Origin of the sequence: Breznakibacter xylanolyticus, assembly GCF_003254275.1 — a bacterium.
GTDB lineage: Bacteria > Bacteroidota > Bacteroidia > Bacteroidales > Marinilabiliaceae > Breznakibacter > Breznakibacter xylanolyticus.
This window is the reverse complement of the sequence record NZ_QKZK01000020.1, coordinates 36,310-59,876: the sequence shown is the minus strand read 5'-3', so window position 1 is coordinate 59,876 and position 23,567 is coordinate 36,310. Positions and strand designations below refer to the sequence as shown.

Sequence of the window (23,567 nt, the reverse complement as noted above, 5' to 3'; positions counted from 1 at the left end):
CATGGACAATAACAGGCAAGTCGCTGACAAAAAGGTTAGGCCGCATAGCCCCAACGGGGGAGACTTTTTTTTTGCTGCATTAAAACATTACAAACTTGACAATTGCAATGGCACGGATTGCAAATCCGCGCTAGCGGAGGAGCATCACAACAGATGAGAACAACGTTTTAATAGAGTTTTCAATGAACACTGAGACTCAGGGGCACAGAGTTTTATGTTGATTTATTGAAATAGACACATGGACAACAACAGGCAAGTCGCTGACAAAAAGATTAGGCCGCATAGCCCCAACAGGGGAGATTTCTTTTGCTGCATTAAAACACTACAAACTTGACACTTGCAATTGCACGGATTGCAAATCCGCGCTAGCGGAGAAACACGTTAAGCCATTCAACTCTTAACTCGCATTAAAAACTAATTTTAAATAGTCACATAGACAATGACAGGCAAGTCGCCTACAAAAAGGTTTGGCCGCAAAGCTCCAACGGGGGAGATTTCTTTTGCTGCATTAAAACACTACAAACTTGACACTTGCAATAGCACGGATTGCAAATCCGCGCTAGCGGAGCGAAAACGTTGTTGGACGCAGCACATAACCGAACCGGCAGTAATTAACAGTTTAGGCAGTTATGGCTTTCATCCCGTTGGGGCTTTGGGTGGTTCCTGATTGCTTTGCACACAGGGCGATGCCCAGTGCTGACGGATTTCGCCCCGTTGTGGCTTTAAGATTATTTACAAAGTGCCTATTTCAAAAACTAAAAAATGGAACTGATGTACGCTTGCACTTTTGCACTTGTTCGAACATAAGTTTCAATACTTGATACTCACCGCACTTCTTTAGTGGAATGATGTGAGCAAAACTGCACCACAGGCACCGGCTGCCAGCCGTTGGGTTGAAACATCACGACATTTTTAACACCGGCCAGTACCGCAGTTTCAAGCGCTAAATCGAAACCATGCTCCAATTCAATGGGCTGATGGGTATCAGAAGCCAGGGTCAGGGGAATTCCTAACTCCATACAGCGCCTGATGCCATCGACATGGGGGAAGCACTCGTGATATTTTCCCCGATAAATGCCGCGAGAGTTGATTTCCACCACACCGCCAATCTCTTTAACCACATCGAGTGTTTGAAAGAAATCCTTGACAAACCACGCTTCGGAGGGATGAAAAAAACGATCGCGGTTGTTCATCTTCACCTTGTCAATATGTCCAATAATATCGGGTCTTTCGCTACGAATCATCTGCCTCACTTGCTGAAAATAATCCCTCACGCCGCGCTGAATGTCACCATCATACACAATCTTGAGTCCTTTTTCGTAATTCTCGGGAGCACCATCGATAAACCATTTTTGACCACTGAGAGGATCCTTTACCAGATGCACCGAGCCAATGATAAAATCGAGCTTGAGCAGCTTGCGCCATTCATAAAACGAGACGGTTTCACCGGGAATGAAATCAGCTTCCAGCCCCAGAAATAGATCAAGACGGTTTCCATAGCGTGACTTTACGGCATCAAAGGCATTCCGATAATCCATTAACGCTTCAAAACGAAGGCTGTAAGTATTTTCAAAGGGAACAGGGGCATGACTGGTGAAAGCCAATGCCTTCATGCCCAAGTCAATGGCCTGTTCACAAACATCCGACATGGAGGCTTTGCCATCGCAAAAGTCAGAGTGGGTATGATAAGAAAAAAAGTGTTGTGCCATTGAAGATGAATTTTATAATTTCGACACTCATAAAAAACGCTAAAAGTGTTGAATTGAAATATGAATCTGCAAATTTAAACGTTTGTGATGTACTTTAGGTTGAAGAAAAACACAAAAAAATGTTTAACAAACATTAACAAGACAACAGATGTGAACAAGTGACAATGTTATAATTTTGGAGACCTTTAATAAAAAAGTACACACAAAGACCTAAACATCAATAAAACAAAAATAAGTATGGAGCAATCGGTAGACATCCGCGAATTGAATGAGCGCATTAAAGAACAAAGTTCGTTTGTAGATCTCATCAACATTGAGATGGGGAAAGTGATTGTTGGTCAAAAGCATTTGGTTGAATGTCTTTTAATTGGGATGCTCAGCAATGGCCACATCCTGCTTGAAGGGGTTCCAGGTCTGGCCAAAACATTGGCCATAAACACCCTTGCCAGTGTTATTGACGCAAAATTTGCCCGCATCCAGTTTACCCCCGACCTGCTGCCGGCAGACTTATTGGGGACCCTGATTTATAGCCAAAAGAACGAAGAGTTTGTGGTTCGCAAAGGGCCCTTATTTACCAATTTTGTGCTGGCCGATGAGATAAACCGTGCCCCGGCAAAGGTTCAGAGTGCCTTGCTCGAGGCCATGCAGGAACGTCAAGTCACCATTGGCGATCACACTTATCCTCTGGAGGAACCATTCTTGGTCATGGCCACCCAAAACCCCATTGAACAAGAAGGAACCTACCCATTACCGGAAGCACAGGTAGACCGTTTCATGCTCAAGGTGGTGATTGATTATCCTAAGAAAGAGGAGGAACAACTCATTATCCGTCACAACCTTGCCAAGAGTTTCCCCAAGGCATCAGCGATTTTAAAACCCCAGGACATCATTAAAGCCCGCCAGGTGGTGAAAGATGTTTACATGGATGAAAAAATTGAAAAATACATTGTCGACATCGTTTATGCCACTCGTTTTCCGGCCGATTACAAGTTGTCGCAATTCAAGGACATGATTTCATACGGCGCTTCGCCGCGTGCTTCCATCAGCCTTGCCATGGCCTCCAAGGCATATGCATTTATTAAGCGCCGCGGCTACGTAGTGCCCGAGGATGTGCGTGCCGTGTGCCACGATGTCATGCGTCACCGCATTGGCTTGTCGTACGAAGCAGAAGCCAACAACGTGACCTCAGAGGAAATCATTAGCGAAATACTAAACACAGTAGAGGTACCATGATCATTTGCCTTTGAGCATATCAAAATGCGCCGGAGTAGAATAGAATAATGGTATCAATGGTTACGTCATGATAAAAGAGGAAAGGCTAAGAATGACAATGTCATTACCCAGCCTTTTCTCAATGAAGATTGTGATAATCCCAAGGGACTAAGGATTCATTCTTTTGTCCGGCCTTTCATAAGGGACGAAACGGTGTTGTTTGGTGTGATATAGCGACAATTTCACGTTAGAAAATGCATTAGCGGCGGTTGTTTAAAGACTCATCGGTATTTCAGACAAACACCAACCCAACAACACTGTTTTTAGGATAACATTTTTGTCATCCATCAAAAAAACGAATGACTTGGAAGCAACAGAACTGATTAAAAAAGTCCGGCAGATTGAGATCAAGACGCGCGGTCTTTCCAATCACATATTTGCCGGCGAATATCACTCGGCCTTTAAAGGGCGCGGGATGACTTTTAGTGAAGTACGTGAGTATCAATTCGGCGATGATGTTCGGAACATCGACTGGAACGTGACTGCCCGACTCAATCACCCATTTGTAAAGGTGTTTGAAGAAGAACGGGAACTGACTGTGATGCTGCTCATCGACGTATCGGGATCACATGAGTTTGGTACGCAAATGCGCTATAAGCGCAATGTTGCCACCGAAATAGCAGCTACATTGGCTTTTTCGGCCATCCAAAATAACGATAAAATCGGGATGGTGTTTTTCAGTAACAAAATTGAGAAATTCATTCCCCCCCAGAAGGGGCGTAAACACATCCTTCACCTCATTCGGGAGTTAATCACCTTCACCCCCGAAAATAGTGAGACAGATATTTCGGAAGCACTGCGTTTTATGAAAAATGCCATAAAAAAACGGTGTACATGCTTTGTGATATCCGACTTTATGGACGATCGTTTTGAAGATGCGCTCAAAATTGCCAACCAAAAGCACGACATCGTGGCCTTGAAGGTGTATGATAAGCGTGAAACAGAAATTCCCCCCGTGGGATGGATGAAACTCAAAGACGCCGAGACCCAACAGATTCGTTGGGTGAATACATCAAGCAGTCAGGTGAGAGAACATTACCGACGTTGGTGGATAGAAAACCACACGCGCACGCAAACCATCTTTCGCAAGAGCGGTGTAGACCATGTTTCTGTGGCCACTGACGAGGACTACGTGAAAGCATTGATGTCATTGTTTCACAAACGCTAGGAAAGACCATGATACCATATAAAAAACGAACAGCTTTAGTACTCCTGTCCATGTCATTATTGGGCTTATGGCCGCAGAGCACTGCCCGGGCTCAAAACATCACGGCCAGCGCCAGTATTGATTCGATGCAGATTTTTATTGGCGGGCAAATAAACCTGACCCTTGAGGTGAGTCATCCCCAAGGCATGGCGGTGACATTCCCTATTTATGCAGATACGTTGGCGCAATCCATCGAAGTGGTAAACAGGGGAAAAATAGATACCCTTTCCATTGAGAACAGCCGCATTCAATTGCGACAGGTTTACCGCATCACCTCTTTCGACAGCGGGATGCACCTGATACCGGCCATCCGATTTATGGCACAAGGGGACAGCAGCCAATTTGTACAAACACGCGAAATGGCCTTGAAGGTGTATAATCCATTTGAAGAAGTTGATCCGGAAAAAGGCATTTTTGACATCAAGCAACCCATCAATACCCCATTTTCGTGGACCGAATTGATTCAATACTGGCCCTATGCAGCCGGATTTTTAGGTTTGATGCTATTGGTAGCCCTCTTTTTGGTATGGAAATACAACCGCAAGTTACTGACCCCCATCCTGGGCAAAGAGAAACCGATTGATCCCCCCCATGTGATTGCACTAAGAGAACTTGAACGCATCAAGGAGGAAAAATTATGGCAAAAGGGTCAAGAGAAGCGCTATTACAGCGACATTACAGATGTCTTACGGCACTACATTGAAACCCGTTTCACTCTGCCGGCGTTGGAACAAACTACCGATGAAATTATCCAATCGCTCCGTCCCATCGAAAGCGTTGACAACACATCATTAACCAATCTGCAAATGTTACTTCAAACATCGGATTTGGTAAAGTTTGCCAAGCACATTCCTTTGGGTGATGAAAACGATTTGAGTATGATACATGCCGTTTTCTTTGTGAATCAAACCAAGCTTGAAATCGTGAAAACGATAGAGGAACAGAAAGAAACATCGCAAAAAATCTAAATCAACAGAATGTGCATTCCACAGAAGCACATCAACCATCAATCAAAAAAGTATGTCCCAGATAAAATTTCTACATCCCGAGATGTTCTTCCTGATGCTAGGGCTGTTGCCCATGATTGGGTGGTACATCTGGAAACACAAAACCATACAGGCCTCGTTGCAAATCTCAAGTTTAAAAGGATTTGCCGCAAACAGCGGACAATGGATGGAACTGGTCAGACATTTGCCCTTTGTTCTGCGAATGATTTTGTTTGCACTCATCATCACCATTCTGGCAAGGCCACAATCGTCGAATCAACTCCAAAACCGAATCACCGAGGGTATTGACATTGTGATGACGTTGGATATTTCGGGCAGTATGTTGGCGCAGGACTTTAAACCCAACCGCCTTGAAGCGGCCAAGGATGTGGCAGTTCAGTTTATAAATGGTCGACGTGATGACAAAATCGGGTTGGTGATTTTTGCCGCCGAGAGTTTCACCCAATGTCCCATCACCACCGACCACACGGTACTCACCAATTTGTTTATGGACATTCGCACCGGGATGCTCGAAGACGGAACAGCCATTGGGATGGGATTGGCCACTGCAGTTGCCCGATTGAAAAGCAGCGAAGCCAAAAGTAAGGTCATCATACTGCTGACCGATGGAGAAAACAACCGAGGCGACATTGCTCCCATGACGGCTGCAGAGTTGGCCAAAACCTTTGGCATACGAGTTTATACCATTGGTGTTGGCACCATCGGCAAAGCCCCCTACCCCGTTCAAACCGCGTTTGGATTGCAATATCAGGAAGTGGACGTAAAAATTGATGAACCGCTGCTCAAAGAAATGGCGCAACTCACCGGCGGCGAATATTTTAGAGCCACGGATAAGGAAAAACTCCAACAGATTTATGCAAAAATTGACGAGTTGGAAAAAACAAAAGTTGAAGTGCAGGAATACACCAAGCGACAGGAAGAATACCAGATATTTGCTCTTATGGCCATTGCCTGTTTGTTGGCTGAAATAGTTCTGCGCAACACGCTTCTGCGTAATTTGCCCTGATTTATTGATTATTAACCGAATTAAAACAACCGCTATATGTTCCGATTTGCAGAACCTCAATATCTCTATTTGCTGATATTGATTCCGGCATTGGCATTTTTACAGTTGTACTTGAGCAACAAACGCAAAAAAGACATCACTCGCTTTGGAGACCCGGTGCTGCTTGACAAGCTCATGCCTCATGTATCGTATTCACGTCCTATCATAAAACACTATTTGTTGCTATTGGGCTTAGCAATGTTGATTGTAGCCATGGCACAACCTCAATTTGGATCAAAACTGGAGACCGTAAAACGTAAAGGCATCGAGTTGATGGTGGCACTGGATGTGTCGAACAGCATGAATGCCAACGACATTGAACCCAGCCGACTGGAACGAGCCAAACAAGCCATTGCTCAGTTGGTTGATAAACTTAGTAATGATAAAATCGGCATTGTGGTTTTTGCCGGTCAGGCATACACCCAGTTGCCAATCACTACTGATTATCCATCGGCAAAAATGTTTTTGAGAGGCATCACCACTGATATTCTTGATGTACAAGGCACAGCCATTGGTGCAGCCATTCAAAGCTCCGCAAGAGCATTTACGGCCACCGAAAATATTAACCGCGCCATTATCATTATTTCAGATGGCGAAAACCACGAAGACAATGCCATTGAGGCAGCAAAACTCGCCTATGAAAACGGCATTCGAATATACACTGTTGGCATGGGCTTGCCACAGGGAGGGCCAATTCCGCTGAGTCCGGGTTCCCAAACAGACTTCTTAAAAGATAAAGACGGTAACGTGGTGATTACCAAAATGAATGATCAGATGATGCAGGACATTGCTCTGGCCGGTGGCGGGAATTACATTCCGGCAAACAATATTCGTAACGGGATGAATCAGTTGGTGGAAGAATTAAGCCGTTTGGAGAAATCGGAAATCGAAAGCAAAATCTACACCGATTATGACGATCAGTTTCCCTACATTGTCCTGATTGCATTGTTACTGATGATTGCCGACTTCTGCATATTAGAACGCAAAAACAAGTTTTTTGAAAATATCCGCCTGTTCATTCCCAAGCGGCTGACCTTATCGAAATAACTCAAAAAATGATGATGATGAAACGATATCTGCTCATTGCCGGCATCTTGATTGTGAGCACACAAGCGTTTGCCCAACAAGAACGCAAGCACATCCGCAAAGGCACCTCCGAATACACGGAACAAAAATTTCTTGAGTCAGAAATAGAGTACCGTAAAGCACTGGATAAGAATCCCGAATCGTTTGAGGCCCAGTACAACATAGGTGCGTCACTCTACAAGCAGCAAAAGCTTGACGAGGCCATGAAACAATTTCAAACACTGGCTCAAACGGAAAAGGATCCGGCAAAACTGGCTCAGATATATCACAACATGGGCAACATATATTTCGCAGCCGACAAAATAGACGAAAGCATTGATGCCTATAAAAAATCATTGAAAAACAACCCATTGGACAATGAAACCCGCTACAATTTGATTGCAGCCCAAAAGAAGAAAAAAGAGCAAGAAAATCAGCAACAACAACAACAGCAACCACAAGAACAAGAGCAGCAACAAGATAAACAAGAACAGCAACAACAGCAGCAGCAACAACAAAACCAGATGAACAAAGAGGATGCTGAGCGCTTACTCAATGCCATTCAACAAGACGAAGACGATTTGCAAAACAAACGGAAAATCAACGCCGCCGAAAAGAAGCAAATTGAAAAGAACTGGTAAATCCATTACATTTGACACCCAAACTTCAGACAAGGTAATATGAAGAAGATTCTCTCAATATTGACTCTAATCATCCTGACATTCACAAGCAGCCAGGCGCAAAAATTAAAGGCCGATGCCCCTCGTGCTGTCATTGCCGGCGAAAAATTTCAGTTGCGATACTCCATCGACACTGAAGCCAGCGATCTTCGCCTGCCGGTCATGGACAATGACATACAGATTTTGATGGGCCCCAGCACCACTCAATCGACAAATATGACCATTGTCAATGGTAACGTTCAAAGAAACAGCACGTACGCCTTCACCTATATTTTAAAAATTGACCAGCCGGGCAAGTACACCATTCCATCTGCCACCATTACTTCAGGAGGCAAAAAAATAGAATCAAATGCCATTGAATTGGAAGTGGTGAAGGGAGATGATAAAGCAGCAGCTCGTCAGTCGACACAAGCAGATGAAGTTGGAGCAGCCCAAATTTCAGGAGATGAATTGATGCTAGTGGTGACAGCCAATCGCAAGGAGGTTTTCAAGGATGAACCCATTGTTCTCACCACCAAAATTTATGTCCGCGATGTTGCTTTGCAAGGAATCTCGAGTGTCAAAAACCCTGAGTTGCGCGATTTCATTTCACAAGAGCTTCCCCGAAAGGAAAACATTGAGTGGACAATTGAAAACATCAATGGCAAAACTTATAACGTAGGAGTGTACGAGCAAAAACTCTTATTCCCACAAAAAACAGGATCGCTCACCATTTCGCCGGTCGAGATTGAATTTTTGATAAAGCAGCGGGTGGCTCGTCGCTCGCAAAGTATTTTCGATGAATTTTTCGAGAGCAACTATCGCAATGTTAAAAAGTTAGTGGCATCCAAACCGCTTAATATACAGGTAAAAAATCTGCCAACTCCTGCCCCCTCCGATTTTTCGGGCGTGGTGGGAAGCATTAAAATGGATGTTTCGACATCAAAAAACCAGGTAAAAACCAATGATGGCGTCACGATCAAGTTGGTTGTTTCGGGAAGCGGGAACCACAAACTGATGAACACGCCAAAAATGAATATCCCCTCTGACTTTGATCAATTTGACCCCAAAGTGACCAACGACATCAACAACACCGTTGCCGGCATGAGTGGAAGCAAAACATTTGAATATCTGGTGATTCCTCGTCATGCGGGTGATTTCACCATCCCTCCTGTCACGCTATCGTATTTCGACATCCACACAAAACAATACAAGCAATTAAGCTCGGGCAACATCACCATCAACGTTGAAAAAGGTTCGGGCGACGAAAGTGCCGCAGTCATTCAACAATTTGCTGCATCGCGTGAAGATTTGAAATTTATCGGCAAAGACATCCGATACATCAAAACCGACAAGGGCAAAATGAAGCCTCGAGGTTCGTTCCTTTATGGCTCGCTCATGTTTTGGGTGTTGATGATAGTGCCCGTAATCGGCTTCATCATTTTCATCTTAGTGATTCAAAAGCAATTGCACGACAGTGCCAACGTGATACAAACCCGCCATCGCAAAGCGAGCAAACTGGCCACCAAACGCCTCAAGCAAGCATCACATCTATTGAAAACCGGACATAAGGAAGGATTTTACGATGAGCTGTTGCGTGCCTTATGGGGCTACATGGGCGACAAACTGAAGCTTCCCGTCGCACAACTCTCGCGGGATAATGCCAGCAACCTGATGTCACAAATGCAGGTGCCGGAAGGAACCATTCAACGTTTCATGAATATTCTCGACACATGTGAATTTGCGCGTTATGCCCCTGCATCGGGCAGTGCTGAAATGGATAAACTATATCACGAAACCATTGAAACCATCACGTTGCTGGAGAATCAAATGAAGGGAAACTACAATAGTCGCAAAGTAGCAAAGTAACAGAGCCCCTAAGTTTCACGATTTATTTGTGAATAATTCATCAAATAGAGTTTTTTAATGAACACAGAGTCAAAATAAACGCTGAGGCGCGAAGGCGCTGAGTTGGTTTGATTCATAGATTGCGTTTAAATATGAAAGCAGATAACTCAGCATTTAATCATTGTCCTCTACTTAACGAACTAAGAACTGACGCTGAGTTGCAGTGAGATAAGATGAGAACCAGTGAGGAGAAGAAGCTTCAGTGCCACTCGGTAAAAGAGTAATATAGTAGACACAAGGACACAGAGTTTAATTTTGATGTATTATATAATCCTGATAAAACTTTACTCCCCTTGTTCAAATAAAAAATCAGATAACACAAAAGAGTTATATCGTAGAGTCAAGCTAAAACTTATAAGACATGAACAAATTACTCACCATATTCATTCTCACAATTCATCTATCAGCCTGGGCAAATGACCAACGGTTCAGCGCGGCCAATGAACAATATTCCAAAAATGAGTTTGAGCAAGCCGCAACAGCCTATGAAGATATCCTGAAAACCGGGGTAGAAAGTGAAGCGCTTTATTTTAATCTGGGCAATGCCTATTATAAGCAGGGACAGCTACCGCAAGCCATTCTTAATTATGAGCGTGCCTTATTACTGGATCCAGACGATAAGGACATCCTTTACAATCTGGAATTGGCCAATAGTCAAACGGCCGATCGGATTGTTCCATTGGGCGAATTTTTTCTTACAGCTTGGATAAAGGGCATCATCAACAAGGGAACAAGTGACTTTTGGGCTTGGACAGCCATTTGGGCATTCTTAATCTGTGTGATATTTGCGGCAGTTTATGTGTATATGACCAATCCCGGAGTGAAAAAAGGGGCTTTCTACACCTCGATGATCATGCTGCTGGTGGTAATATTATCAGTAACATTTGCATCTACACAAAAGCAACAACTCACCGAGCGGAAATATGGCATCGTGTTCACACCGTCTGTCACTGTAAAAAGTTCGCCAGACATAAGCGGAACCGATATTTTTGTAATTCACGAAGGGGTTAAAGTCAAAATATTGGAAAAATTAGGTTCCTGGAATAAAATTCAATTGAAAGACGGATCAGAAGGCTGGCTGCAGGAATCAGCAGTGGTCATCATCTGAAGCCATAAAACAAAAAAAGGTTGCCGTAAATGGCAACCTTTTTCATTTTGCATGAAGCGAAGCGACATTAAATAACCACCATTGTGGCGCCGTAGCCATATTCTTTAAAGGATGCATCCTGATAATAAAGATGTTTGTATTTTGACTTAAGCAAGCGGATGATCTCCTGCTTGAGAACGCCATTGCCCACGCCATGAATAAAAATTAAACGCACCCCTTTTGTTTGCAGATGTTCTTCGATGGTATGTGTAAAAGTATCAATTTGAATTTTCATCATTTCACTGTTACTCATGCCACGAGAATCAGCCACCAATTCGTGAATGTGTAAATCCACCTCGAGAGTTTCGCCGGGCTGTAATTTACGGGTTGATTTAGTAGGCTTTGCTTGTGTGGGTATATCCTTCGCAATCCCATTCTCAATCAACTCTTCAGCCTTGACATGCAATTTGCTTTTGAGAACCGGGAATAAAAAAGCTTTTTCTTCAAAATAGTCGTTTTTCAGGGCACCTCCTTCGCGCACCAGCTTGTGCAGTTTCATCTTAAAGGTGTTGCTCACGGGTTCGTGTATGGCATAATGGCCGCCTTTTTTGAATAGGAGAAGTTGCACAACCAATGCTTTGTCATCAATCAAACGACCGGGTACTTTATCGAGCAACGGTTTAGAGAAGGGCTCAGCCACCCCCTGATACATCAAAGCCATACCGGAAGCATTGACCACCGATGACGCCACGGTATAACTGACATGAAATGGCGAATCGTTGACAAAAAACACACGAAAATCACCGGTTTGGCTATTGGGTTTATCGCCTTGTAAAAATGCCAGATATGCAACCGGATCAGCTTCGCGATCGTTGGCACGCTGAGATGTCGTCAACAACGATGCATCATCAACCTTTCGAACCTGCTCTTGACGAGGCTTCTCTTTGGTCTCGACCAAAACCACCTGCGTGATCAGGGCGGGTATTTCAAACCCGTCATTGTCTTCCACATATACCGTTTTTCCAACAATGCGAGTGACCACTCCGCCTCCCACATCGTTTAGAAAACGAACTTTATCTCCTTTTTCGATATTCATTTTATTGCTTATTATCTGCACAAAAGTAATCATTCACACCAATCATTGTTCCCATTTTTGTGACCACAATGACATGCAGCTATACATTCTTGGTTAATTTTGTGGTCTAAAACCGTGCGCATGATTCCATCTTTGTCCATCGACTCATTCAATTACCATTTACCGGACGATAAAATCGCCAAATATCCGTTAGCCGAACGGGACAATTCGAAATTACTGGTTTATCGGAACAACACCATCCATGAAAGTTGTTTTAAGTCAATCACCGATCATCTGCCGCCACATACGCAGATGGTGTTTAACAACACCAAGGTGATTCGGGCACGAATGGAATTTACAAAGCAAACAGGTGCCCGAGTTGAAATATTTTGCCTTGAGCCCACTGCACACACCGAAATGCAAACGGTATTTGCAGCCACACAAAAAACCCAATGGAATTGCATTGTGGGTAACCTGAAAAAGTGGAAAACAGGAGCACTACATAAAGAACTTGTAATCAACGGTCAACCAATCACCCTAACGGCGAATAAACTGCAATCGCTGGCCGACTCACACGTCATTGAGTTCAGCTGGAACGGCGATGTCACATTCAGCGAAGTGCTCGACGCTGCCGGCAACACCCCCATCCCACCCTATCTGAATCGTCAAAGCGAATCCATCGATACTCAGCGATATCAAACCGTCTATTCGGAGCATCAGGGAAGTGTGGCTGCACCCACAGCCGGGCTGCACTTTACCCCCATGATTATACAGCAGATGCACGACAAAGGGATCAGCACGAGGTTTGTCACACTGCATGTGGGCGCAGGCACTTTTAAGCCGGTGAAAAGCCCAACCATCGACGGACACGAGATGCATGTAGAACTCTTCACGGTCGATCGGGGCACCCTCGCCGGACTGACTCAGCACCAGGGTCCACGCATTGCAGTGGGAACGACAAGCGTACGAACCCTCGAAAGTCTTTATTGGATTGGCGTAAAACTCAGTCAAGGAGACCATTCTCTGGTGGTAAACCAATGGGATGCCTACCAACTGAAAGCCCATTTAAGTTATTCAGAAGCCATCCAACAAATCGTTGACCACCTCGACGCCAGGCAAGCCAACCATCTCACCGCCCATACAGGCATCATGATAGCGCCCGGTTACCAATTTAAAAGCATTGATGGCATGGTGACCAATTTTCATCAGCCACAAAGCACACTATTGTTGTTGCTCTCGGCATTTGTAGGTGATGCATGGCGCGACATATACAATTATGCACTGACACACGATTTTCGGTTCTTAAGCTATGGAGACAGCTCACTTCTGCTAAAACCGGGACATTAAATGCACCCAAATTAGACCTTATCGTCAAAAAAAATATATTTCTGACGACAAGGTCTACATATTTGTGTGCCCACACTTAATGCATAAAATAAAAACCCCGACCATTAATTGACATTTATAGGTTCATTGAGTTTTCGTTTTAGTCATTGTGCATCAGATATACACCCCATGAATGCTTAAAAATAAACCTCAGCATGCAGATTCGCTGCGGGGACACCTTGATTTTCAAGAATATCGTACACCTCGTGAATCATATCATAATTGCCACACATATAACAATGCGTATCGGGCGTTACCGGATGCTCTTTGAGGTAATCGGTTACACGGCCGTAATAATCACCTTCGGCATCGCGCGAGGTACAGGCCACATACCGTTTGGGCTGATAACGATGTCGTTCGTAAGCCTCCTTGCCGTGACGAACGCCATGTAAAATGGTGTAATCGATGTCACTATAAGTCTGTACAAAACTGTGAAAAGGAGAAATACCAGTTCCCGATGCGATGAACAAATGCTTGCGTTCGGCAATTTGAGCAGGATCGAGGGTGAAATACCCCATTGAATCCTGTACCACCAACGAATCACCGACTTGTAATTTTTTAAGCACAGGCGATACCAATCCGCCTTCGACTTCACGAACCAAAATCTCCAAGGCGTCATCGTCGGGCGAACTATACACTGAATACTCACGCGTGTGGATGCCATTGGGAGGGCCCACGGAAATGTGCTGACCGGCACGAAAATCCAATCCCAACCGTTCAAAACGCAGGACAAAGGTTGATTCTGTCAACTCTCTCTTTTCCAATATCTGATGTAATTTAAATAGTTTTCGTTCCATATAGACTCCGCTTTAATTATATTTTCGGATGTAAATATCGCAATTTATTCTTTCCCCAAAGACATATTCATACTTTTTTGTCTTTTATTAGCATATTTAAAAGAGGGGGTAAAGAATTAACAAAACCATCACATCCATTCCAACCACAAAGCCCGACTTTGTCGTAGTTTTACATCCCAAATGACATTTATTCACCCAAAAAAAATGATTCATATAAAAACCATGAAAATTTCGTATTTTTAATGATATTCACTGAGTCAATCATTGTGAATATCATTAACAGATACCAATTCAGTCCCTGATGTAAACAGACACCATTATGCACAGAATCAAATCCTGTTTATCTGTGAATTAAGTCAGATTAAAATGCCAATTCACAACATGAGAGTGATAAACAAAGTGAGTATTCTTTAGGTTACCAATACTCAAAACCAAATTCAACATTCCACTGCACCACAAAGCCATACATCAACCATGCTCACAAAGCCCCATAAATACATCCCCAAAGAATTCAGCTGGTTAGCTTTTAACGGACGCGTTTTACAAGAAGCTGATAAACATGACGTTCCTGTGATTGAACGGCTAAAATTTTTGGGTATCTACTCTAACAACCTCGATGAATTTTTCAGAGTTCGGGTGGCCATTCTTAAACGCATTGCCTCCCTTGGGAAACATGCTCAGGTGGAAGGTGGATCAGCAGAAGAGATTCTGGTGCGAATTCAAGATATTGTGATGCAACAATCACAGGAGTTTACGCGAGTTTACAATGGCATCATCAAAGATTTAAATGCACAAAACATTTACATCATCAGCGAAAAAGAGCTGAATGAGGAACAGGGACGATATGTGCGCCAATTTTTTCTTCGCTACGTGCGGCCACGTCTCATGCCCCTGATCATCACCAAGGAACGTGACTTGCCCGATCTTAAAGACGAAGCCATTTACCTTGCAGTAGAACTCATCTCTAATAAAAAACGCAACACATATGCCCTGGTTGAAATCCCAAGCAATCAGGTCGGACGATTTATTCGTCTACCCAACGAAGGGGATAAGAAATATCTCATTCTTCTGGATGACGTGATTCGTTACGAACTCAACGACCTGTTTTACATGTTCGAGTTTGATGAAATCAGAGCATACGTGATTAAACTCACGCGTGATGCAGAGTTGGATTTAAACGACGACATCTCCGAAAACTACGTTAAGCAAATCGCGCAAGGTTTGGAAAAACGCAAGGAAGCACATCCTGTTCGATTTGTTCATGACGAGGACATTCCCCAACCGTTTTTGGATTTACTGCTCAAAAAATTAGGTTTCAGCAAAGGAGATGCCATCATCAAAGGGGGTAGATACCATAACTTTAAAGATTTTATGGCATTCCCGGATATGGAAAGCCCCAAGCTGGTATATCCGCCATTGGTACAAATCCCGCACCCTCACATCGAATATGGGATGTCAATCTTTTCAATACTCAAAAAGCGAGACCTTCTCATCAACTTTCCCTATCATTCGTTTCACCATTTTATCGATGTGTTGCGCGAGGCATCCATTGACCCCTTGGTGCGTGAAATTAGAATGACCATTTACCGCGTGGCCAAACAGAGCAACGTGATGAACGCCTTAATAAATGCAGCCCGTAACGGCAAAAAAGTCACAGCCATCCTGGAGTTGCAGGCACGATTCGACGAAAGTGCCAATATCAAATGGTCCAATCGACTGAAAGACGAAGGCGTGCGTGTGATTTATGGTGTTCCCGGACTTAAAGTGCACAGCAAATTGTGCCTGATTTCAAGAAACGAAAAAGGCAAACTGGTGAATTACGTTGGCATTGGCACGGGTAACTTCAACGAAGACTCGGCACGAGTATTCAGCGACTGCATCCTGCTCACCCGCAACCCGGCCATTACACAAGAAACGTCTTGGGTATTTGAGTTTTTCGATAAAAACTACAAAGTCCCCCCCTACCGTCACTTACTGGTATCTCCATTCGTTCTCCGCAAAAAAATTGAACAACTCATCAACGTTGAAATTAGAAATGCCAGGGCCGGTAAACCCGCATACATCTACCTAAAACTAAACAACCTGGTTGACAACGACATGATTCAGAAGCTATATACGGCTCACAAAAACGGAGTGGATGTACGACTAAATGTACGAGGCATGATGTCACTCATGCCCATGCATGATCCCAATTTGCCACCCATTCCGGCCATTGCCATCATTGATCGCTATCTGGAACATTCTCGTCTTTATATTTTTGGAAACGGAGGAGCTGAAAAAATATATATCTCATCGGCCGATCTGATGGCACGCAACCTTGACCGAAGGGTCGAAGTTGCCACGCCCATTTACGATCCTTGTCTGAAACAGGAACTGCGCACCATGTGGGACATCCAATGGGCCGATAATTGCTCGGCGCGTTACATGGACAACGAAATGAGCAACCGCATGAAACAGCCTGTCAACGAATTGGAATACCGCTCACAAGATCAGTTTTACAAACACCTGAAACTTAAAAGCATCGAATCGTAGAACTCAACGACCTCCTTCAAAGTATAAATCCGGTTTTCAGATGATCATTCAAGACCATAATATGAGTCATAATTGAAAAGCAACCTTTAAATTTACGGTGCATTTACAACATCCATATCATCATGCCAATGAATCGCGCAAAATTCACCGTTCTACTGCTCTTCACACTCAATATTTCAGCGTTTTCACAGACCCTTGACCTCAAAGGCACCAATATTCTCGACCGTTTCGACAGCATTGTTACCCTGAAACAGGAATTTAAAAAGGCATACCAGGCTAAAGAATGTGCAGACAATTGGTCACAATATCTTCGAGAATGCAAGAACGTTCCGACAGTTGAGCCACACAGGAGCCTCAAACAGATCGTTTCGCCCGATGGCTTCATCACCCTTTATTATTATTTGCTACCAATTGCGGACACCGAAAAGAGGGTCAGTTTATTTGCGGTATATACACGAGACAGCATTCAAAGAGTCGTGCAATTCAACGAAGTGCTACCACCATTGCCTCAACCCAAGAACAGCATCAACGAGGAGATTGTATTTGCTTTCGCAAATTTGCAGGACACGGAGTTAAAAAGCTATGAATTGAAGTTTTTCAGAAAAAGCACTCCGGAACAAAGCCTCTCATATCATGACTTTTATCTAAAATGCCTATTTGAAGAAATGGCGCTGTCGCGCGACAATGACGAAAAAAACAGACTCAACGAACAGGATATCCTGCCCCGGATGTGGAAAATATGGAATGAACCATCTCTTTTTGAGAACCCCTTGTATGGTTATAACCGAATATCAACGATCATTTCGACCGATAAAAAAGTAAAAATCACAACCTGGAATGTCGAACTCAACGATGGCTCCCATCAATTCTACGGAGCAGTATCGGTTCAAAAAGAAGGAAAACCCATCACCACATACGAACTGACAGACAAAACCAACGATCTGCGGAGCCCTGATCGATTGATGCTCACGCACAAAAGATGGTACGGAGCCATCTATCTCGATATCATTCACACCAATTATAAAAAGCAGGATTACTACACACTGATAGGGTTCAAGGGAAACAACGAACTCACAAAAATTAAACTTCTCGAAGTTCTCACCATCCAACCCAACGGTGAACCACGATTCGGCAGCTCCATCTTAACCAAAGGCCCCGGTTATGCCCCCCGACTCATTTTTGAATATTCTGCCGGTGCCAATATGATGATGAAATACGATGAATCACTCAAAATGATTGTCATGGATAATCTTTCGCCATCCGAACCCATGTTTAAAAACGTCTTTCGGTTTTATGGCCCTGATTTCTCGTACAACGGATACAAATTCGAAAAAGGGAAATGGAAACTCTACCCCGATTTAGATTTGCGCAATCCCAAAACGCTCCAAGCACCAGCTAAGCCCGTTCGTAAATCAAAAATTCCTCAAACGATTCAACAATGACGATACCAATTAATACCCCATCTGATTTCAATTACTACTCAGAACAGTTTGCCGACTTACGCCTGTTGCGCTTTAAAATTCAAGAATTTGACTCACTCCCCCTTGAGCGTAAAAAATACATTTACTACCTGAGCCAGGCAGCGCTTGCCGGACGTGATATTTTATTTGACCAACACCATCGGCATAACCTTATCGTTCGCATGGTTCTTGAAGAAATGGTTCGTCAGATTCGCTCCTCAAATCAGGATGGCATCGCGGATGCACGGTTGTTGGTTTACCTCAAGCGGGTATGGTTTTCGAGTGGCATTCATCACCATTACAGCACCGAAAAAATGAAACCCGATTTTAGTCAGGATGAATTCGTCACATGGTTCAATCAATGCAATTGGCTATCTATTTTTTCTACCGATAAAGCACACAAAGCACTACATCTCATTACGGAGCTGTTGTTCAATCCTCAGCTCGACACCAAAAGGGTTTGGAACGCCCCCGGGGACGATGTTGTACAGATGTCGTGCAACAATTTCTACGAAGGTGTCACCCAAGACGAAGCCATCGCTTTTTATGGGCACCAGAAACAACAAGCAGGCGACCAATGCCCGTCGTTTGGACTCAATAGTAAATTGATAAAAACAGATGGAGTTATAAAGGAAGAAATTTGGCACCTGCATGGGAAATACGGGAAAGCCATTCAAGCCATCACACAATGGTTGAAATTAGCACAACAATCGGCCGAAAACGACAAACAAGTCAAAACCATCGATTTACTAATTCAATATTACACCACCGGCAACCTTCATCTCTTTGACCAATACAACATTGAGTGGCTCAACGACAACCTCTCCCAAACCGACTTTATCAACGGATTCATCGAAGTGTATGCCGATCCGTTGGGAATTAAGGGCACTTGGGAAGCATTGGTAAACATCACCGACGAAGAGGAAACCCGCAAAGCATCCATCATTAGTCAACATGCCCCCTGGTTCGAAAAGCATTCACCAGTGGATGCCGCTTTCAAAAAACAAACCATACAAGGGGTGAGCATGAAAATCATCAATGCCGTGATGCTGGGTGGCGATTGCTACCCGGCTTCGCCACTGGGCATTAACTTGCCCAACGCCGATTGGATACGCGAAAAACATGGCTCCAAATCGGTATCGCTGGCCAATATCAGTCAGGCACACCACTATGCCTCTCTGAAAGCCGGCGTCATTGAAGAGTTTGCAGCCAACGATGAAGAAGTGGAGATACACCGCCAATATGGCGCTGATGCAGAACAACTACACACCCATTTGCACGAATGTCTGGGGCATGGCTCTGGTCGAATGCTCCCCGGCGTGACCTCAGAAATGCTTCAATCCTATGCTTCGGTTATTGAAGAAACACGCGCAGACTTGTTCGCACTCTACTACATTTGCGATCTTAAAATGATTGAATTAAAGTTGATAACGCATTACAACCATTCGCGGGCTCAATACAACAGCTACATCCGAAATGGATTGATGGTTCAACTCACACGCATTGAACCCGGCAAACAAATTGAACAGGCGCACATGCGTTGTCGTCAACTCATTTGTAAATGGGTGTTTGAAAAAGCAGAACCCAACGGCGCAATTGAAAAGATAAAACTTCGTGGAAAAACCTACTTCCAAATTATCAACTACGGATTTGTTCGTCAACTATTTGGGAAGCTACTGCATGAAGTACAACGCATCAAATCGGAAGGCGATTATGAAGCCGCCAAGCAATTGGTCGAAACTTATGGCGTGCAAGTGGATCAAGATTTACACCAAGAAGTCCTGGCACGTTATGCGAAACTCAATTTGGTACCCTTCACCGGTTTTATCAACCCTCAGCTTACCCCGATAGACATCAACGGCCACATCACCGATGTGAAAGTGAATTATAACGAGACATTTGAAGAGCAGATGTTCCGATATAGCCGCGATTTCGGGTTTCTCACACAAGATGCGATTAAAAGCATATAACACTCGGCTAAGTGCTAAAATTTTGAAGAGATAGAACCTTCGCGATAAATAAAAGAAAAACATTATCCCCCCTCGTCTCACGCTAAATGAGATGGGGGGACTACTAACCCCAACCACCCATGAACAACACCATCCTCATCAATGGAGTCCCATCATCCACTCCCTACAACGGGATCATCACCAATGCGGTCAATATTTACGAAGTCGTTAGGGTGCAAGAGGAGGTTATCCTTTTTGCCGAAGATCATTTTGAACGCTTCCGAAACAGTTTACGCATCGCAAACCAAACTACGGTGATCACATTTGAACAATGGCATGCGTCCATAAAACAAATTATTACCGCCAACAAAATTATCCATTCCAATATTCGCTTCGACCACTTTTATTACGAAGACGGTGTAATGGATGAAGTTATTTCACCGCTCATGACGCATTATCCTTCTGAAGACGAACTCATCAATGGCGTAATGGTCATCCTTCAGCAGGCTGAACGCTCAAATCCCAATGCGAAAATCAGCGATTATCAGCTTCGCCAAAAGGCCAATGACCAAATTGCTGCCCGCCAAGCCTACGAAACCCTATTGGTCAATCACAACAATGAACTCACCGAAGGCAGCCGTTCGAACCTTTTCATTATTAAAAACAATGAAGTCTACACCGCACCTGACGCAATGGTACTGAATGGCATCATGCGCAAAAAAACCATTCAAGCCATTCAACAATTAAACCTCCCTCTGAAAATGGCATGCATCAAACAAAACGAACTATCTACATGCGATGCATTATTTATCACCGGAACCTCACCACGAGTGCTTCCCTTGCAATGCGTTGATGAAATGACTTTTTCGGCCTCCCATCCGCTCATCCTCCAAATCAGGGAGAAAGTCAATGACATGATAAAGCAATACATACAAGACTATCGGACAGCCGTTAAATCTCGTAAATAAAAAAGGCGGGATGAAACCGTTGCTTCACCCCGCCCCTCAAATATAATCAGAAGAGAGAAAAATCAAATGGCACTGCCGCCTCGTTCACCGGTACGAATGCGAATGCACTCTTCGAGGTTGGTAATGAATATTTTCCCATCACCAATATCACCATCTTTTCCCTGCGCCGAACGAGCGGCAGAAATAATGGCATTGACGGTGGTCTCAACAAATTCCTCATTCACCGCTATTTCGACACGCATCTTAGGTGTCAGTCCGGGAATGACTTTAACACCGCGATAGAATTCTTCTTTTTTTTGCTGCCCATGACCGGCGGCTCTGCTTACGGTAATCCGCTCTATGCCGGCAGCAATCAAGCTTTCACGAACCTGGTCCAACTGATAGCTTCGTATGATGGCTGTTATTAACTTCATGTTTTTAACGAAATAAATGAAACTTAATAGGTTAAAGTCAATGCATCAATTGGGATTCAACATACCATAACCACGTTCCCCGTGATAAGCATGATCTAACCCTTGCATTTCTTCTTCGGGGGTGGACTTGAATCCGAAGATTTTATCAATTAGGAAAACCAGAATTAATGTTCCAACCACAGCATAGGCAATGGCAATCACCACAGCCAATACCTGAACACCCAATTGTTGCCACATAGACCAAGAACCACCGGCCAACTCAGCCGCTTCGTTCATCCAACTTTCACGGATGAAAAAAGTTAGAGCAATGGCACCAATGATACCACCCAAGCCGTGAATTCCAAAGGCATCCAAACTATCATCATAGCCCAGTTTGTTCTTAATTACGATTGCATAATAACAGCAAATAGACGCAATCATGCCCAGAGCCATGGCTCCGGCCGGCTGAACCACACCGGCAGCAGGGGTTACAGCCACCAGTCCGGCCAACACACCACTGACAAATCCTAATGCCGTTGCTTTACCATGCAACAGACCTTCGATGATCATCCAGGTAATGGCCCCCATAGCCGCAGCGACTTGTGTAGCGGTGAGCGCCTGAGCAGTGCCCAATCCACTCGAGATGCTGCTACCGGCATTAAACCCAAACCAGCCAACCCACAACAATCCCCCACCCATCAAGGTCATCACCAAGTTGTTGGGCCGCATTTGACGGTGAGGATAACCACGTCGGGCACCTAAATAAATAGCTGCCACCAATCCGCTCACTCCTGCCGAAATATGAACAACCGTTCCTCCTGCAAAATCAATGGCGCCTTTGGCTCCAAGGTTAAACAAAAAACCATCTTCGGCCCAAACCCAATGACACAAAGGGTTATAAATCAACAACCCCCATGCTGCAATAAATATAATATAGCCTTTAAACGAAACCCGTTCGGCAAATGCACCAGCAATCAGTGCGGGAGTGATAATGGCAAACTTTCCCTGAAACATTGAAAACACATACTCAGGAACACCTCCGGACATTATGGAATCATCAATCCCCTTGAGAAACAGATAGTCAGAATTCCAACCAATCCAACCACCCAACACATTATCTCCAAAGCACATGCTGTAACTTACGACCACCCACAACACACTCATCACCCCCATGGCGGCAAAACTGTGCATCATGGTACCCAACACGTTTTTGGAACGCACCAAACCGCCATAAAACATAGCCAAACCGGGTACCATCAGGAGGACCAATGCGGTTGATGTAATCATCCAAGCCGTTGCGCCCGAATCAATCTCAGGTGTTTCTGCTGCAAATGCCGACATGGCACCCCCAAGCATTAAAAACACCAGACTAATAATTCTCTTCATAAATCGCTTTTTAAATTATTATCTGATACATTTTCAGTGCAAATTTAATCACTTTAACACTCACCCGCAATATCTATTTTCACTTTTTATTCATACACCCCATTTTTTCATACACCATGATTAAAATTCATACACACTCAATCAACATACACCCCGTATAACACCCCCTCACACATATTTATAAGCTATTTCCTCAATCAACACCCTATGATTTAATTTTCATCCAAAACAACCCAACATCTTGCCAGCAAAAAATTACAACAGTCATTCAACAATGTCAACCAGATAAAACGAAAAAAGCTTGCCATACATGGCAAGCTCAACAACATCAATCTCCATAGGAGGTTATATCAATTTATAATTCTCTAAATAGTAGTAAAAAACCGTCATCAAATGATCCGAAGTCATCTCTGGATCAATGGGGATAATCAAATCACCATACCCTTGAGCAAATTTAATTTCAAGCTCCTGCTCATCAGTCATTTCCAACGAAGCTACCAACTCATGAGAACGTATTCCCTTCAAATCAAAATCACAAATCATCTCGAATTGTTTAATCAACCTTGCAAAAATACGGGTTTACTCATTCTAAAAGATAGAATATCAACTCTTTTACACAAACATTCATTTTTTCAGGATGAACATTCACACCTCATTTACGAA

At 43.8% G+C, this 23,567-nt stretch carries 19 protein-coding genes; 13 read left to right on the top strand and 6 right to left on the bottom strand.

Annotated features, from left to right (window positions below):
* Positions 1–824 precede the first annotated feature (824 nt).
* Entirely contained in the window at positions 825–1,709 is an 885-nt protein-coding gene (locus tag LX69_RS11930; protein WP_111446284.1) for a histidinol-phosphatase, read from the bottom strand.
* Between the two features lie 237 nt (positions 1,710–1,946).
* On the opposite strand from LX69_RS11930, the gene LX69_RS11925 reads away from it, so the two are divergent.
* From LX69_RS11925 to LX69_RS11890, 8 genes are all read left to right on the top strand, one after another.
* Positions 1,947–2,942 (top strand): AAA family ATPase, encoded by a 996-nt coding sequence (locus LX69_RS11925; RefSeq protein ID WP_111446283.1) that lies wholly within the window; start codon positions 1,947–1,949, stop codon positions 2,940–2,942.
* A 343-nt stretch (positions 2,943–3,285) separates the two neighbouring features.
* Positions 3,286–4,149 carry a DUF58 domain-containing protein gene (locus tag LX69_RS11920; protein WP_111446282.1) on the top strand — a complete coding sequence of 288 codons (864 nt, stop codon included), beginning with the start codon at positions 3,286–3,288 and terminating at the stop codon, positions 4,147–4,149.
* Between the two features lie 8 nt (positions 4,150–4,157).
* Positions 4,158–5,156 carry a hypothetical protein gene (locus LX69_RS11915; protein WP_146260724.1) on the top strand — a complete coding sequence of 333 codons (999 nt, stop codon included), beginning with the start codon at positions 4,158–4,160 and terminating at the stop codon, positions 5,154–5,156.
* Between the two features lie 52 nt (positions 5,157–5,208).
* Entirely contained in the window at positions 5,209–6,201 is a 993-nt protein-coding gene (locus tag LX69_RS11910; protein ID WP_111446280.1) for a vWA domain-containing protein, read from the top strand.
* 36 nt (positions 6,202–6,237) lie between these two features.
* Positions 6,238–7,287, top strand: a complete 1,050-nt coding sequence (locus tag LX69_RS11905) for a VWA domain-containing protein (RefSeq protein ID WP_111446279.1) — start codon at positions 6,238–6,240, stop codon at positions 7,285–7,287.
* Positions 7,288–7,304: 17 nt separating this feature from the next.
* Positions 7,305–7,946, top strand: a complete 642-nt coding sequence (locus LX69_RS11900) for a tetratricopeptide repeat protein (RefSeq protein WP_245935010.1) — start codon at positions 7,305–7,307, stop codon at positions 7,944–7,946.
* Between the two features lie 39 nt (positions 7,947–7,985).
* Complete coding sequence (locus LX69_RS11895; RefSeq protein ID WP_111446278.1) at positions 7,986–9,833, top strand: BatD family protein; 1,848 nt, start codon at positions 7,986–7,988, stop codon at positions 9,831–9,833.
* A gap of 400 nt (positions 9,834–10,233) precedes the next feature.
* A complete protein-coding gene (locus LX69_RS11890; RefSeq protein ID WP_111446277.1) occupies positions 10,234–10,980 on the top strand; it encodes a tetratricopeptide repeat protein in 747 nt (248 codons plus the stop codon).
* Positions 10,981–11,047: 67 nt separating this feature from the next.
* On the opposite strand, the gene LX69_RS11885 is transcribed toward LX69_RS11890, so the two are convergent.
* A complete protein-coding gene (locus LX69_RS11885; protein ID WP_170124363.1) occupies positions 11,048–12,055 on the bottom strand; it encodes a Smr/MutS family protein in 1,008 nt (335 codons plus the stop codon).
* Positions 12,056–12,175: 120 nt separating this feature from the next.
* On the opposite strand from LX69_RS11885, the gene LX69_RS11880 reads away from it, so the two are divergent.
* Positions 12,176–13,381 (top strand): S-adenosylmethionine:tRNA ribosyltransferase-isomerase, encoded by a 1,206-nt coding sequence (locus LX69_RS11880; RefSeq protein ID WP_111446275.1) that lies wholly within the window; start codon positions 12,176–12,178, stop codon positions 13,379–13,381.
* Between the two features lie 176 nt (positions 13,382–13,557).
* On the opposite strand, the gene LX69_RS11875 is transcribed toward LX69_RS11880, so the two are convergent.
* Complete coding sequence (locus LX69_RS11875; RefSeq protein ID WP_111446274.1) at positions 13,558–14,217, bottom strand: ferredoxin--NADP reductase; 660 nt, start codon at positions 14,215–14,217, stop codon at positions 13,558–13,560.
* Positions 14,218–14,691: 474 nt separating this feature from the next.
* On the opposite strand from LX69_RS11875, the gene ppk1 reads away from it, so the two are divergent.
* The 4 genes from ppk1 to LX69_RS11855 all read left to right on the top strand — a co-directional run bounded on the left by ppk1 (position 14,692) and on the right by LX69_RS11855 (position 21,126).
* The gene (gene ppk1 / locus LX69_RS11870) at positions 14,692–16,749 is read left to right on the top strand and encodes a polyphosphate kinase 1 (RefSeq protein ID WP_111446273.1); all 2,058 of its coding nucleotides are present in this window, start codon (positions 14,692–14,694) and stop codon (positions 16,747–16,749) included.
* A gap of 128 nt (positions 16,750–16,877) precedes the next feature.
* Positions 16,878–18,191 carry a hypothetical protein gene (locus LX69_RS11865; RefSeq protein ID WP_111446272.1) on the top strand — a complete coding sequence of 438 codons (1,314 nt, stop codon included), beginning with the start codon at positions 16,878–16,880 and terminating at the stop codon, positions 18,189–18,191.
* On the top strand, positions 18,188–20,179 hold the full coding sequence (locus LX69_RS11860; RefSeq protein ID WP_111446271.1) for a dipeptidyl-peptidase 3 family protein: 1,992 nt from the start codon (positions 18,188–18,190) through the stop codon (positions 20,177–20,179). The genes LX69_RS11865 and LX69_RS11860 overlap by 4 nt, the downstream gene beginning before the upstream one ends.
* A 119-nt stretch (positions 20,180–20,298) precedes the next feature.
* Positions 20,299–21,126, top strand: coding sequence for an aminotransferase class IV (locus LX69_RS11855; RefSeq protein ID WP_111446270.1), 828 nt, complete (start codon positions 20,299–20,301; stop codon positions 21,124–21,126).
* Positions 21,127–21,188: 62 nt separating this feature from the next.
* Here the strand turns inward: LX69_RS11855 and LX69_RS11850 are convergent, their stop codons facing one another.
* The 3 genes from LX69_RS11850 to LX69_RS11840 all read right to left on the bottom strand — a co-directional run bounded on the left by LX69_RS11850 (position 21,189) and on the right by LX69_RS11840 (position 23,447).
* Positions 21,189–21,539: a P-II family nitrogen regulator gene (locus LX69_RS11850; RefSeq protein WP_111446269.1), complete on the bottom strand. Its 351-nt coding sequence runs from the start codon at positions 21,537–21,539 to the stop codon at positions 21,189–21,191.
* A 45-nt stretch (positions 21,540–21,584) separates the two neighbouring features.
* Complete coding sequence (locus LX69_RS11845; RefSeq protein ID WP_111446268.1) at positions 21,585–22,904, bottom strand: ammonium transporter; 1,320 nt, start codon at positions 22,902–22,904, stop codon at positions 21,585–21,587.
* 345 nt (positions 22,905–23,249) lie between these two features.
* Positions 23,250–23,447 (bottom strand): hypothetical protein, encoded by a 198-nt coding sequence (locus LX69_RS11840; protein WP_111446267.1) that lies wholly within the window; start codon positions 23,445–23,447, stop codon positions 23,250–23,252.
* Between the last annotated feature and the right edge of the window lie 120 nt (positions 23,448–23,567).